Genomic DNA, 13,359 nt, shown 5'->3' on the forward strand with positions numbered 1-13,359 from the left:
AAAAGACAAGCCGCCGGCGGCACCCAAGCAGGTCTATAATCGCGCCACCTTTGTTTGTGCTTTTTTCCGTCAGCCTGTCGAGATCACCATGACTATTTCCCTGTACGCCGCCTCCGTTCCTGTCTTCAAGCAAATGCTCAACGCCCTGAGCGATGTCCTGAACAAGGCCGAAGCCCACGCCACCGCCAAGAACATCGACCCGAATGCCTTCCTCCAGGCGCGCCTGTACCCGGACATGTTCCCGCTGATCCGCCAGGTGCAGATCGCCGTCGATTTCGCCAAGGGCGTTTCCGCTCGCCTGGCCGAAGTCGAACTGCCGAAGTACGACGACACCGAAACCACCTTTGCCGAGCTGCAGGCGCTGCTGGCCAAGGTCCTGGCCTTTATCGACGGCATCCAGCCAGCGCAGATCGATGGCAAGGAAGGCATCGAGATCGTCACCCGTCCGGGCACCCCGAAAGAGAAGCGCTTCAGCGGCCAGTCCTACCTGCTGACCTACGGCCTGCCGCAGTTCTTCTTCCACGTCACCACCACCTACGCGATCCTGCGCCACAACGGCGTGGAAATCGGCAAGCGCGACTACATGGGCGCTTTCTGACGTAGTTGTGGGCCAGGCCCATAAAAAAGCCCGGCAAGGTGCGAGCCTTGCCGGGCTTTTTAGTGCGCGCTATTCGTGCAGGATCAGGCGGTCTGGCGGACCTTCTCTTCCTGGGCCATGCACGCGGCGGCGGTGAAGAGCACATCGGTGGAGGAGTTCAGCGCGGTTTCCGCCGAGTCCTGCAGTACGCCGATGATGAAGCCGACGGCGACCACCTGCATGGCGATTTCGCTGGGGATGCCGAACAGGCTGCAGGCCAGCGGAATCAACAGCAGCGAACCGCCGGCCACGCCGGAAGCACCGCAGGCACAGATGGCGGCGACTACGCTGAGCAGCACGGCGGTGGGCAGGTCGACGGCGATACCCAGGGTATGCACGGCCGCCAGGGTCAGCACGGTGATGGTGATGGCGGCACCGGCCATGTTGATGGTGGCGCCCAGCGGGATCGACACCGAATAGGTGTCTTCATGCAGGCCCAGGCGCTTGCTCAGCTCCAGGTTGACCGGAATGTTGGCCGCCGAGCTGCGGGTGAAGAAGGCGGTGATGCCGCTTTCGCGCAGGCACATGAGCACCAGCGGGAACGGGTTGCGGCGGATCTTCCAGAACACGATCAGCGGGTTCATCACCAGCGCGACGAACAGCATGCAGCCGATCAGTACCGCCAGCAGGTGCATATAACCGAGCAGGGCGCCGAAGCCCGAGGTAGCCAGGGTCGAAGCCACCAGGCCGAAGATGCCCAGGGGGGCGAAGCGGATCACTACCCGCACGATCAGGGTCACGCCATTGGACAGGTCGTCCAGCACGGTGCGGGTGGTGTTGCCGGCATGGCGGATGGCCACGCCCATGCCGATGGCCCAGGCCAGGATGCCGATGAAGTTGGCATTCATCAGCGCGCTGACCGGGTTGTCCACCACGCTCAGCAGCAGGCTTTGCAGGACTTCGCTGATGCCGCCGGGGGCGGAGATGGCGACATCATGGGTGCTCAGCACCAGGGAGGAGGGGAACAGGCTGCTGGCGATCACCGCCACCACCGCCGCGGCGAAAGTGCCCAGCAGGTAGAGCCAGAGGATCGGGCGGATATGGGTTTCCTGGCCGTGCTTGTGGTTGGCGATGGAGGCCATGACCAGCACGAATACCAGGATCGGCGCGACGGCTTTCAGCGCCGAGACAAAGACCTTGCCGATAAAGGCGGTGGATTTCGCCAGTTCGGGGGCCAGCAGCGCCAGGGCGATACCGGCGATCAGGCCAATGACGATCTGCGTGACCAGGCTGGTGCGTTTGAGTTTTTCCAGGAGCGACGGGGGCGAAGCAGTCATAGCGGTATCTCTGATTTTTTTAATATGCCGTGCGTCGACGTGGGACGCCGTGCTGATGAGTTGCTGAAAGTACGGGGTGTTGCGGCAGGGGGCGGACTTTATCACACGGGGTTCGCCCACGGATGTGACGATCTGCCACCTGAGCCTTAGAGTAGCCAGCGTTTTTTTCGCCGCTGCCCCAGACATGGGCGGACACATTCTGTTAGGATTCGCCATCCTCTTCTCATCTCCAGTCAGCGGGCCACCAGGCCATCGCTGATGTCGTCGTTTCCGGAGTTTTCCATGCTGTTGCCCATTCTGCTGTTGTCAGCCGCCGGTTTTACCGTGCTGACGACGGAGTTCATCATTGTCGGCCTGCTGCCTTCGATTGCCCGGGACCTTGCGGTCAGCGTGCCTCAGGCCGGCCTGCTGGTGACCTTGTTCGCCTTCACCGTGGCGGCGTTCGGGCCGTTCCTCACGGCCTATTTCGCCCGCTTCCAGCGCAAGCGCCTATTCATTTCGGTGCTGGTGATGTTCGGCCTGGCCAACACCCTGGCGGCGCTGGCGCCGAATATCTGGGTGATGGCGGTGGCGCGGCTGATCCCGGCGCTGGGCTTGCCGGTGTTCTGGGCTTTGGCCAGCGAAACCGCGGTGGACATCGTCGGTCCCGACTACGCCGGGCGGGCCATCGCCAAGATCGGCTTCGGCATCGTCTGCGCCACGGTGTTCGGCATTCCGGTGGGTACGCTGATTTCCGATGCCTTCGGCTGGCGCGCCGCGTTCGGCATCCTGGCGCTGGTGGCCTTTGCCAAGGCGTTGCTGCTGTATGTCTACCTGCCGCAAACCCGCGTGCACAACGAGCAGGCCAGCCTGCGCTCGCAGTTCGGCATCCTGCGCAACCCCTTGATGCAGGGGCATGTGCTGCTGTCGATCCTGGTGTTCAGCGGCATGTTCACCGCCTACACCTACCTGGCGGATATCCTCGAGCGCCTGGCCGGTTTCAACGGCACGCTGGTGGGTTGGTGCCTGATGGGCTTCGGTGCGGTGGGGCTGATCGGCAACTCGCTGGGCGGCCGTGCGGTGGACCGCCATCCGTTGCTGGCCTCCATGGGCTTCTGCGCCTTGATGATCGGCGGCATGGTGGCGCTGGTGCCAAGCATCCACTCGCCGCTGGGCCTGGCCGCGGCCATGGGCATCTGGGGCGTGACCCAGGCGGCGCTGTTTCTGGTCAGCCATGTCCGCCTGATCAAGGCTGCGCCTCAGGCGCCGGCGTTTGCCGCTTCGCTGAACATCGCCGGAGCCAACCTGGGAATCGGCCTCGGCGCCATGGTCGGCGGCCGGGTGATCGACACCCTGGGGCTGGGCAGCCTGGGGTTCGCCGCCGCCGGTTTTATCCTGGTGTCGATCCTGCTGGCCCTGCTGTTGATGACCCTCAAGCCACAGGCCAGCTGCGCCTGACTCTCCTCAAGCGCCCATGGCGGTGAACAGCTCGCGGCGGGCGCCCTCGGTGATCGCCACGATGCCGGGGTGCTTGACCTTGCGTTCGACCGAAATGGCGTAGAACGACTCGCTGACCGCATCGGTCTGGCCGATCAGTTGCACGCCGTATTGGCGCCGCACTTCGTCGGCGATCACGCTGGGGCTGATAAAGATCCCGCTGCCTGATTGGCCGAATGCCTGCATCAAGGCACTGTCGTCGAACTCACCGATGATCCTGGGCTGTATCTGCTGCTCGGCCAGCCAGCGCAGCAGCCGGCTGCGCACCACGGTTTCCTGCCCGGGAATCAGCAGCGGAGCGCCATGCAGGCTATGGGGAAAGTTCGTTCCATAGCGCTCGGCCAGTTCTTCGGTGGCGAAAAAACTGATACCGCATTCGCCGAGTTTCTGGCTGTAGCCCTTGATATCCAGGTGCGAAGGCATGGGGCTGTCGGAAATCACCAGGTCCAGGCGCTGGATGGCCAGGTCGGCCAGCAGGCGTTCGAGTTTGTCCTCGCGGCAGGTGATGCGGATCGGTTCGTTCAGCTCCATGGTCGGGGCGATCAGGCGGTAGACGATCGATTTGGGCACCACATCGGCCACGCCGACCCGAAACAGGATCTGCTGTTCGTTGGGCTGGGCCTGGAGCATGGCTTCCAGCTCGCCGCCGAGCTGGAACATCTGCTCGGCGTAGGGCAGGGTCTGGCGCCCGGCTTCGGTCAACTCCAATTGTCGGCCGACCCGGCGAAACAACTCGATGCCGTAGGTTTGTTCGAGCAGGGTGATCTGGCCGCTGATGGTTTGCGGGGTCAGGTTCAGTTGCTCGCAGGCCCGGACGATGCTGCCAGTCTTGGCGACGACCCAGAAGTAGTGCAGTTGGCGATAGTTGAGCATGGCTGGCTTTAATTCGTAAAAATCGAAGTATAGCTGTTAAAAATACGAATTTTCCTGAAGTGTCAGCCTCCATAGAATGCCTCGCTATTGACGGGCCATCATCTCGGCCCGGTCCGTTCTAACGAGGAAAGCGCAATGACCTATAAATCCATCGCCGCATCGTTGCTGGCGTTGTCGTTGATCACCCTTGCCGGTTGCGAGCAGGCGGAAAAAAGCGCTCAGCAACTGTTGGGCAAGGCCGCGGAAAACGCCAAGCAGGCGATCGACGACACGCACAAGGCCGCCGAACAGGCGATCAGCGACGCGACCCAAGGCTTGATCAGCAAGCAGGAAAAGCCGGCTGACGAGGCCAAAGAAGCCACCTCGTCGTCCCAGGAAATCTGATTCCCCCATACCCCGACTCAGGACTGAGCCATGGAATACCTTTTACAACTCGCCGCCAGCCCCACCGCCTGGGTCGCCCTGGCAACCCTGGTGGTCATGGAAATCGTGCTCGGCATCGATAACCTGATCTTCATTTCGATCCTGACCAACAAGCTGCCCGAGCAGCACCGGGCCAAGGCCCGGCGGATCGGTATCGGCATGGCCCTGATCCTGCGTCTGGCACTGCTCAGCACCATCGCCTTCATCGTGCAACTGACCGAGCCGGTGATCGATGTCTTCGGCCAGGTCTTCTCCTGGAAGGACATGATCCTGATTGCCGGCGGCCTGTTCCTGCTGTGGAAGGCCACCACGGAAATCCATCACAGCATGGACCCGGAACCGCAGGACAGCAAAAGCGAGACCGCTGGCGTGTCCTTGGGTTTTGCCGCGGCGATCGGCCAGATCCTGATGCTGGACATGGTGTTCTCCATCGACAGCATCATCACCGCGGTCGGCATGACCGAGCACTTGCCGATCATGATCATCGCGGTGGTGGTGTCGGTACTGGTGATGTTGCTGGCGGCCGAGCCTTTGGCCAAGTTCATCAATGACAACCCGACGGTGGTCATGCTGGCCCTGGGCTTCCTGATCATGATCGGCATGACCCTGATCGCCGAAGGTTTCGGCGCCCATGTGCCAAAAGGTTATGTGTACGCGGCCATGGCCTTCTCGGCGGCCATCGAGGGGCTGAACATGCTGGCTCGTCGTGCCCGGCAGAAGCGGGTGGCGGCGGAGGCGGAAGTCGAAGCCTGATTCGCGGCAACAACCGACGGCGGCCTGTGTTCAAGGACACAGGCCGCCGTTTTTTATTGGGCAGAAGAAAAAGTGCCAGTCAGTGCGCGGTGGCGTGATGCCGGGCCGGTTTTGCGGTTTTCGCGGCGGGAGTCGGCAAACGCGGATGATGGTGTCGGCGAACGATCCGCAAGACACCCCAGAGCATGGCAGCGGCAACGGCCAGCCAGCCGCCGATCAGCATCAGGATTGTCGTTGTCAGGCTCATGCATGCCTCCTTGTTGCCCTGTCCAGGGCAAACACTCTTCGCAATGGACAGTCTAGTCGCGGATGTGTTTCAAGCCATTGACCAATAGTCGAGTGTCATCGACCGCTTTGCTCTATGGGGCGCAAATTACCGCGGCTTAACGCTATACCCCTGCATCGCGGCGCCCTATGATCAGCGTTTCGGCCGGGGCTCCTGGCTTGGCGTCTGCACAAGAGAGTCATGATGGAACGGATGTTTCTGCGATTTCGAACACTGTTGTTGGCGGGCGCTTGCGCCCTGACGCTGGCCGGTTGCGCCAGCAGCGTGCAGCCGGAGATTCAGCGCCTGCCCGAGCGGGTGGAACTCAACGGCGTGCCGTTTTTCCGCGGCGAAACCTATCAGAGCGGCCCGGGCACCCTGGCCAGCATGCTGTCCCAGCAAGGCATCGCGATCACCCCAGGTCTGCTGGACAAGCCGCTGCATCTGCCAGGCGCCGAGGCGAAGTTGCAGCAGAACATGCTGACCCTGGCGCGTGAGTACGGGATGGTGGTCTATCCGCTGGACGACAATTTATCGGCGCTGCTGACCCAGGTTGCCGCGGGATACCCGGTGATGGTGCGTTACACCGAAGGTTCGGCGTTCTGGGCCGAACCTCGTTATGCCGTGCTGGCGGGCTATAACCGGCACAAACAGACGGTGCTGCTGCGAGCGGGAATGAATCGTCGTCTGTTGATGGACTTTGCCAAGTTCGAATCGGCCTGGAGCAATGCGGGACACTGGGCGGTGTTGATTCAGGGGCCGACCCAGGTGCCAGCCCAGGTCGATCGCCAGCGTTGGTTGAAGGCAGCCGATGAGTTGGCCCGGGCCGGGCAGGAGAACGCGGCGGCACGGGCGACCAAGGCGTTGAGCGCCAACTGAGGTTGCAGAAATGCTGACGGCGCCCTTGGGCGCCGTCCTTTGAACTGGCTGCGATCGACGGATCTGCAGCCTTTTTTGTGTCTGCCGGGTTCTATTCGGCAGTTTGGGCGACGCCGCTCTGACGGCTTTTCAGGTTTTTGCCGGCCTTGTAGCTCAAGGCGGCATTCGGTACCGAGCCGCTTTTACCTGTTTCCAGCCACTGGCGGATACGGCTGGCATCGGCGAAGTGCGTGTATTTGCCAAAGGCGTCGAGAATGACCAGGGCGACCGGGCGGTTGCTCATGCTGGTCACCAGTACCAGGCAGTGGCCTGCTTCATCGGTAAAGCCGGTCTTGGTCAGCTTGATGTCCCAGTTGGCCTTGTTGACCAGGTGATCGGTATTACGAAAACCCAGGGTGTAGTTGGGTTTGCGGAACGCCACGGTCTTTTCCTTGGTAGTGCTCAGCTCGCTCAGCAGCGGGTATTTGCGTGCCGCCAGCAACAGTTTGCTCAGGTCGCGGGCGGTGGACACGTTATGGACCGACAGGCCGGTCGGCTCGACATAGTGCGTGCTGGTCATACCCAGTGCCTTGGCCTTGGCATTCATGGCGGCAATAAAGGCTGCGTACCCGCCCGGGTAGTGGTGGGCGAGGCTGGCGGCGGCACGGTTTTCCGACGACATCAGGGCGATCAGCAGCATCTCTTTGCGTGGGAGTTCGCTCTTGAGCTTGACCCGGGAAAACACGCCTTTCATTTCCGGGGTGTTGCTGATGTCCACGGAAATGTACTCATCCAGCGGTTGTTTGGCGTCGAGTACGATCAGACCGGTCATCAGCTTGGTCACCGAAGCGATGGGCACGACCACGTCGGGATTGCTGGAATAGATGACCTTGTTGGTCTGCAGATCCAGCAGCATGGCGCTGCCGGAGGCGATGTGCAGTTGGGAGGGGTCGCGTGGCGCTTCGGTGGTTTCGCGAGCGACGGCGCTCTGCGCGATAAAGGTGCCTGTAAATGCAAAAAATAGGCTCAGGATAGAAAGACGGATTTTCACGCGGGCGGACTCATGAAGTGGATATGCCGTTCTGCAACGGGCTGCTTTCAGAAAAACGTTACATTTTATGAGTATGTGCCAGGAAAGAGCTACACGCCCGTAGGTAAAGGGCTTCAGGTAAATTAAATTTCATCCTGTATCAGTTTTGTATCGGTTCGATCCCCTCCTTTCTGATGAGTTGATCGTCACTGCAAGCGGGGGGGCTCGCTTCAGGTTTTCGGTGAGCAGAAACAAAGAACCCCGCCAGTGGCGGGGTTCTTTTATCCGGGCTATTTCCCAGCGTCAGTCGTGCAGCGTTTCTGCCGCATACAAGGTGTTTTCCAGCAGGCAGGCGCGAGTCATCGGACCAACACCGCCCGGTACCGGGGTGATCCAGCCGGCGCGGGGCAGGGCAGTCTCGTAGACCACGTCACCCACCAGCTTGCCGTCTTCCTGGCGGTTGATGCCGACGTCGATGACGATGGCGCCTTCCTTGATCCACTCACCCTTGACCAGGCCCGGCTTGCCGGCGGCCACGACCACCAGGTCGGCACGCCCGACGTGGCCGGCCAGATCCTTGGTGAAGCGGTGGGTAACGGTAACGGTGCAGCCGGCGAGCAGCAGCTCCATCGCCATCGGGCGCCCGACGATGTTGGAAGCGCCGACCACTACCGCATCCATGCCGTACAGATCGGCACCGGTGCTTTCCAGCAGGGTCATGATGCCTTTCGGCGTGCATGGGCGTAGCAGAGGGATACGTTGGGCCAGGCGGCCGACGTTATAAGGATGGAAACCATCCACGTCTTTATCCGGGCGGATGCGCTCCAGCAGCTTGGAGGCATCGAGGTGTTCGGGCAGTGGCAGTTGCAGCAGGACGCCATCGATGTTCGGGTCATCGTTGAGGCGGTCGATCAGGCCGGCCAGTGCTTCTTGAGTGGTGTCAGAAGGTAAGTCATAGGCTTGTGAAAGAAAGCCGACCTCTTCGCAGTCTTTACGCTTGTGCGAGACATAAACCTGAGAGGCCGGGTCGCTGCCGACCAGGATCACCGCGAGGCCTGGAGTACGCAGGCCTTGCTGGCGACGCTCGGCGACACGTTTGGCGATCTGCTGGCGCAGGCTAGCGGCGATCGCTTTGCCGTCGATTAGTTGTGCAGTCATGACGCGTGATTAACCATCGAGAGGGAGAGAAAAAGAGAACGCATTCTCGCATGCCAGGACGTGAGGGCAAAGGCGCTTGGTCTGCAAATTCCCCTAACTCCTTTAATTAAATGAATTTTTTTCAAAAAAGAGTTGACGACCTAACGGCTCGTCTATAACATTCGTCGCACTTGTCGGGCACAGCCTAGCACTGGTTAAGAAGGTCGGGCAGAGTTGATGTTTAACTCGTAACGACTGAAAGCACTTAGTTTGTAATCATTAAAGAATACAGATTAATAAGGCGCCCGTAGCTCAGCTGGATAGAGCATCCGCCTTCTAAGCGGATGGTCGCAGGTTCGAGTCCTGCCGGGTGCGCCATTAGGCAGCTTTGGCACAAGTAACGCAACAACGCAATATGGTGGGCGTAGCTCAGTTGGTAGAGCACAGGATTGTGACTCCTGTTGTCGTGGGTTCGATCCCCATCGTCCACCCCATATTCCGAAAGGCGCCAGATTAATAGTCTGGCGCCTTTGCTTTAAAAGCTTGATACGCGGACGTGGTGGAATTGGTAGACACACTGGATTTAGGTTCCAGCGCCGCAAGGTGTAAGAGTTCGAGTCTCTTCGTCCGCACCAATTAAGTAGCTATTTATATAGCGGAAAACGGCGCAGCACCTGAAAAGGGCTGCGCCGTTTTCGTTTCAGAAGTCTGTATTTCCAGCGGGCCGCAGGTGGTGGGCCGGGGAGGCGACGAAACACTCGTCCTTTTGTCGCTGGAATGCTGAAGGTTTACCGGTCGGGCTGTGGTTTGGTCCGGTCATCCGGGGTGTGACGCGCCGTTCCTTCTATATATAGAAGCACGGGTGCAGAGGCCCTGGTTTGATTCGCTGTATTTGCTCTCAGGGCGCGGCTCAACCGTTGGTCCCCGCCTTTAAATCGCCAGCTGTTTTTTTACCCGTTTTCAGTAGGGTGACTTCTTGAGTTTGACCCACTAGAATGCATGCCCTTGATTCTGGGGTCGGAAACGGCCGGCTAACGTCTGTGCAACGAGGAATATCCATGCAAGTTTCTGTTGAAAATACTTCTGCTCTTGAGCGCCGCATGAGCATCACCGTGCCGGCTGAGCGCATCGAGACACAGGTCAACAAGCGTCTGCAGCAGACTGCCCAAAAGGCCAAGATTCCAGGCTTCCGTCCTGGCAAAGTCCCAATGAGCGTGATCCGTCAGCGTTATGAAGCTGATGCGCGTCAAGAAGCTGTGGGCGACGTGATCCAGGCTTCCTTCTACGAAGCTGTTGTCGAGCAGAAGCTGAACCCGGCTGGCGCTCCTTCGGTTGAGCCAAAGGTTCTGGAGAAGGGCAAGGATCTGGAATACGTTGCAACGTTCGAAGTGTTCCCTGAGTTCACCGTTGCTGGTTTCGAGTCCATCGCCGTTGAGCGCCTGAGCGCTGACGTGGCTGATGCCGACCTGGACAACATGCTGGAAATCCTGCGCAAGCAGAACATTCGCTTCGAAGTGGCCGACCGCGCCGCTCAGAACGAAGATCAACTGAACATCGATTTCGTCGGCAAGGTCGACGGTGAAGTGTTCGCTGGCGGTTCCGCCAAGGGTACTCAGCTGGTGCTGGGTTCCGGCCGCATGATCCCAGGCTTCGAAGAAGGCCTGGTTGGCGCCAAAGCGGGTGAAGAGCGTGTTCTGAACCTGACTTTCCCAGAGAACTACCAGAACCTGGACCTGGCTAACAAAGCCGCCGAGTTCACTGTCACCGTCAACACCGTTTCCGAGCCTAAGCTGCCAGAGCTGACCGAAGAGTTCTTCGCTCAATTTGGTATCAAAGAAGCCGGTCTGGAAGGTTTCCGCGCCGAAGTTCGCAAGAACATGGAGCGTGAACTGCGTCAGGCCATCAAGTCCAAGGTCAAGAACCAGGTAATGGACGGCCTGCTGGCTGCCAACCCGATCGAAGTGCCTAAGGCTCTGCTGGACAACGAAGTGAACCGTCTGCGCGTTCAGGCCGTTCAACAGTTCGGTGGCAACATCAAGCCTGATCAACTGCCGGCCGAGCTGTTCGAAGAGCAAGCCAAGCGTCGCGTTGTACTGGGTCTGATCGTGGCCGAAGTGGTCAAGCAATTCGACCTCAAGCCTGACGAAGCCCGCGTGCGTGAGCTGATTCAGGAAATGGCTTCTGCTTACCAAGAGCCAGAGCAGGTCGTGTCCTGGTACTACAAGAACGAGCAGCAACTGAACGAAGTCCGTTCGGTTGTGCTGGAAGAACAAGTTGTGGATACTGTTCTGCAGAAAGCTAGCGTGACCGACAAATCGGTCTCTTACGAAGAAGCGGTCAAGCCGGTAGAAGCACCACAAGCCGACTGATTTTTTACTCGTTCGAAAATACACACCATAAGCCAGCCTTCGTGCTGGCTTATGCGTATTCAAGACATGACTATTTGGGAGTGACTGCAGGACATGTCCCGCAATTCTTATTATCAGCAGAGCTCTGACATCCAGGCCGCAGGCGGCCTGGTCCCGATGGTTATCGAGCAGTCCGCCCGTGGCGAACGCGCCTATGACATCTACTCGCGCCTCCTCAAGGAGCGGGTGATCTTCCTGATTGGCCCGGTAGAAGACTACATGGCCAACCTGGTCGCGGCACAATTGCTCTTCCTTGAAGCGGAAAACCCGGACAAGGACATCCATCTCTACATCAACTCGCCAGGCGGTTCGGTGACTGCGGGCATGTCGATCTACGACACCATGCAATTCATCAAGCCGGACGTTTCCACCATCTGCATCGGCCAGGCCTGCAGCATGGGGGCCTTCCTGCTCGCCGGTGGCGCAGCGGGCAAGCGTCATTGCCTGCCTAACTCGCGGATGATGATTCACCAGCCATTGGGCGGTTTCCAGGGCCAGGCGTCGGATATCGACATCCATGCCAAGGAAATCCTGCACATCCGTTCGCGTCTGAACTCGCTGCTGGCTCATCACACCGGTCAGAGCCTCGAGACCATCGAGCGCGATACCGAGCGCGACAACTTCATGAGCGCAGAGCGCGCGGCTGAATACGGCCTGATTGACTCTGTGATCACCAAGCGTCAAATGCCTGCCTAAGCAACTCAAATGTAGGTGGTTGGTTTAACCGGCCACCTGTGGGCTTGAAAAAGCCCGCAATTGCCTTCATCTTGTGTTGCAAGCCTATCGGATTTGGATCGATCGAATGACTGACACCCGCAACGGCGAGGACAACGGCAAACTGCTTTATTGCTCCTTCTGTGGCAAAAGCCAGCATGAAGTACGCAAATTGATTGCCGGCCCCTCGGTCTTTATCTGCGACGAGTGCGTCGACCTGTGCAATGACATCATCCGTGAGGAGGTGCAGGAAGCACAGGCCGAAAGCAGCGCGCATAAATTGCCTTCGCCTAAAGAAATCAGCGGCATCCTTGATCAGTATGTGATTGGTCAGGAACGTGCGAAAAAGGTTCTGGCAGTAGCGGTATACAACCACTACAAGCGCCTCAACCAGCGTGACAAAAAGAATGACGAGGTCGAGCTGGGCAAGAGCAACATCTTGCTGATCGGCCCTACAGGTTCGGGCAAGACTCTGCTGGCAGAGACCCTGGCGCGCCTGTTGAATGTACCGTTCACCATTGCCGACGCCACCACCCTGACCGAAGCCGGTTATGTGGGTGAGGACGTCGAGAACATCATTCAGAAACTGCTGCAGAAGTGCGATTACGATGTAGAGAAAGCTCAAATGGGCATCGTCTATATCGATGAAATCGACAAGATTTCCCGCAAGTCTGACAACCCTTCGATTACCCGTGACGTTTCGGGTGAAGGCGTTCAGCAGGCCCTGTTGAAACTGATCGAAGGTACTGTGGCTTCCGTTCCGCCTCAAGGTGGTCGCAAGCATCCGCAGCAAGAGTTCCTGCAGGTCGACACGCGCAACATCCTGTTCATCTGCGGTGGTGCGTTCTCGGGTCTGGAAAAGGTTATTCAGAACCGTTCGACTCGCGGCGGTATCGGCTTCAATGCCGAAGTACGCAGCAAGGAAGAGGGCAAGAAGGTCGGCGAATCCCTGCGTGAAGTCGAACCGGACGATCTGGTCAAGTTCGGCCTGATTCCGGAGTTCGTGGGTCGTCTGCCGGTTCTGGCAACCCTGGACGAGTTGGATGAAGCAGCGCTGATCCAGATCCTCACCGAGCCGAAGAACGCCTTGACCAAGCAGTATGCCAAGCTGTTCGAGATGGAAGGCGTCGATCTGGAGTTCCGTACCGATGCCCTCAAGTCGGTCGCCAAGCGTGCGCTTGAGCGCAAGACCGGTGCTCGCGGATTGCGTTCTATTCTCGAAGGCGTGTTGCTCGACACTATGTATGAGATCCCCTCGCAGTCCGAGGTGAGTAAAGTAGTGATCGATGAAAGCGTTATAGAGGGTAAGTCCAAGCCACTGTATATCTATGAAAACAGTGAGCCGACTGCCAAGGCAGCCCCGGACGCTTAAGCGCCGGACTGCTGGTTTGACAGAAGGGGCCTTCGGGCCCCTTTGCTTTTACTGCCTTTAAAGTACTGTCTTTGAGCTTGTTTTTTTTCGAGGCAGCCCCCATCTTGGTTTCAAGCTTACTTCCATCTGTTTACGG

Annotated in this window: 13 protein-coding genes and 3 tRNA genes; 11 read left to right on the top strand and 5 right to left on the bottom strand. The window is 59.1% G+C overall.

What is annotated here, in order from left to right:
- Nucleotides 1-88 precede the first annotated feature (88 nt).
- Entirely contained in the window at nucleotides 89-598 is a 510-nt protein-coding gene (locus tag AC07Y9_RS21240; protein WP_007927228.1) for a DUF1993 domain-containing protein, read from the top strand.
- A gap of 83 nt (nucleotides 599-681) precedes the next feature.
- Here the strand turns inward: AC07Y9_RS21240 and sstT are convergent, their stop codons facing one another.
- Nucleotides 682-1,914, bottom strand: a complete 1,233-nt coding sequence (gene sstT, locus AC07Y9_RS21245) for a serine/threonine transporter SstT (protein ID WP_053261898.1) — start codon at nucleotides 1,912-1,914, stop codon at nucleotides 682-684.
- Between the two features lie 282 nt (nucleotides 1,915-2,196).
- Between sstT and AC07Y9_RS21250 the strand changes: the two genes are divergently transcribed.
- Nucleotides 2,197-3,351 carry an MFS transporter gene (locus AC07Y9_RS21250; protein ID WP_102681093.1) on the top strand — a complete coding sequence of 385 codons (1,155 nt, stop codon included), beginning with the start codon at nucleotides 2,197-2,199 and terminating at the stop codon, nucleotides 3,349-3,351.
- A gap of 6 nt (nucleotides 3,352-3,357) precedes the next feature.
- Here the strand turns inward: AC07Y9_RS21250 and nhaR are convergent, their stop codons facing one another.
- Entirely contained in the window at nucleotides 3,358-4,263 is a 906-nt protein-coding gene (nhaR, locus tag AC07Y9_RS21255) for a transcriptional activator NhaR (RefSeq protein ID WP_007927225.1), read from the bottom strand.
- 135 nt (nucleotides 4,264-4,398) lie between these two features.
- Here nhaR and AC07Y9_RS21260 point away from each other — a divergent pair, with 135 nt between their 5' ends.
- Nucleotides 4,399-4,647, top strand: a complete 249-nt coding sequence (locus tag AC07Y9_RS21260; protein WP_009044657.1) for a hypothetical protein — start codon at nucleotides 4,399-4,401, stop codon at nucleotides 4,645-4,647.
- Nucleotides 4,648-4,677: 30 nt separating this feature from the next.
- Nucleotides 4,678-5,439, top strand: a complete 762-nt coding sequence (locus tag AC07Y9_RS21265) for a TerC family protein (protein ID WP_007927218.1) — start codon at nucleotides 4,678-4,680, stop codon at nucleotides 5,437-5,439.
- Between the two features lie 79 nt (nucleotides 5,440-5,518).
- Here AC07Y9_RS21265 and AC07Y9_RS21270 read toward each other — a convergent pair whose 3' ends face one another.
- Entirely contained in the window at nucleotides 5,519-5,686 is a 168-nt protein-coding gene (locus AC07Y9_RS21270; RefSeq protein ID WP_009044656.1) for a hypothetical protein, read from the bottom strand.
- Nucleotides 5,687-5,908: 222 nt separating this feature from the next.
- Here AC07Y9_RS21270 and AC07Y9_RS21275 point away from each other — a divergent pair, with 222 nt between their 5' ends.
- Nucleotides 5,909-6,583, top strand: a complete 675-nt coding sequence (locus AC07Y9_RS21275; protein ID WP_102681092.1) for a PA2778 family cysteine peptidase — start codon at nucleotides 5,909-5,911, stop codon at nucleotides 6,581-6,583.
- A 91-nt stretch (nucleotides 6,584-6,674) separates the two neighbouring features.
- Here AC07Y9_RS21275 and pbpG read toward each other — a convergent pair whose 3' ends face one another.
- Nucleotides 6,675-7,613 (bottom strand): D-alanyl-D-alanine endopeptidase, encoded by a 939-nt coding sequence (gene pbpG / locus AC07Y9_RS21280; RefSeq protein WP_102681091.1) that lies wholly within the window; start codon nucleotides 7,611-7,613, stop codon nucleotides 6,675-6,677.
- A 282-nt stretch (nucleotides 7,614-7,895) separates the two neighbouring features.
- The gene (gene folD / locus AC07Y9_RS21285; RefSeq protein WP_007927213.1) at nucleotides 7,896-8,750 is read right to left on the bottom strand and encodes a bifunctional methylenetetrahydrofolate dehydrogenase/methenyltetrahydrofolate cyclohydrolase FolD; all 855 of its coding nucleotides are present in this window, start codon (nucleotides 8,748-8,750) and stop codon (nucleotides 7,896-7,898) included.
- A gap of 280 nt (nucleotides 8,751-9,030) precedes the next feature.
- On the opposite strand from folD, the gene AC07Y9_RS21290 reads away from it, so the two are divergent.
- From AC07Y9_RS21290 to clpX, 6 genes are all read left to right on the top strand, one after another.
- Nucleotides 9,031-9,107: transfer RNA gene (locus AC07Y9_RS21290), tRNA-Arg, on the top strand.
- A gap of 40 nt (nucleotides 9,108-9,147) precedes the next feature.
- Nucleotides 9,148-9,223, top strand: a tRNA-His gene (locus tag AC07Y9_RS21295).
- A gap of 56 nt (nucleotides 9,224-9,279) precedes the next feature.
- Nucleotides 9,280-9,364 (top strand) — tRNA-Leu (locus AC07Y9_RS21300).
- A gap of 423 nt (nucleotides 9,365-9,787) precedes the next feature.
- Complete coding sequence (gene tig / locus AC07Y9_RS21305; RefSeq protein ID WP_009044653.1) at nucleotides 9,788-11,098, top strand: trigger factor; 1,311 nt, start codon at nucleotides 9,788-9,790, stop codon at nucleotides 11,096-11,098.
- A gap of 93 nt (nucleotides 11,099-11,191) precedes the next feature.
- Nucleotides 11,192-11,833: an ATP-dependent Clp endopeptidase proteolytic subunit ClpP gene (gene clpP, locus AC07Y9_RS21310; protein WP_007927205.1), complete on the top strand. Its 642-nt coding sequence runs from the start codon at nucleotides 11,192-11,194 to the stop codon at nucleotides 11,831-11,833.
- A 106-nt stretch (nucleotides 11,834-11,939) separates the two neighbouring features.
- Entirely contained in the window at nucleotides 11,940-13,223 is a 1,284-nt protein-coding gene (clpX, locus tag AC07Y9_RS21315; protein ID WP_007927204.1) for an ATP-dependent Clp protease ATP-binding subunit ClpX, read from the top strand.
- Nucleotides 13,224-13,359 lie beyond the last annotated feature (136 nt).

It is taken from the genome of Pseudomonas sp. GW456-L12, assembly GCF_059424045.1.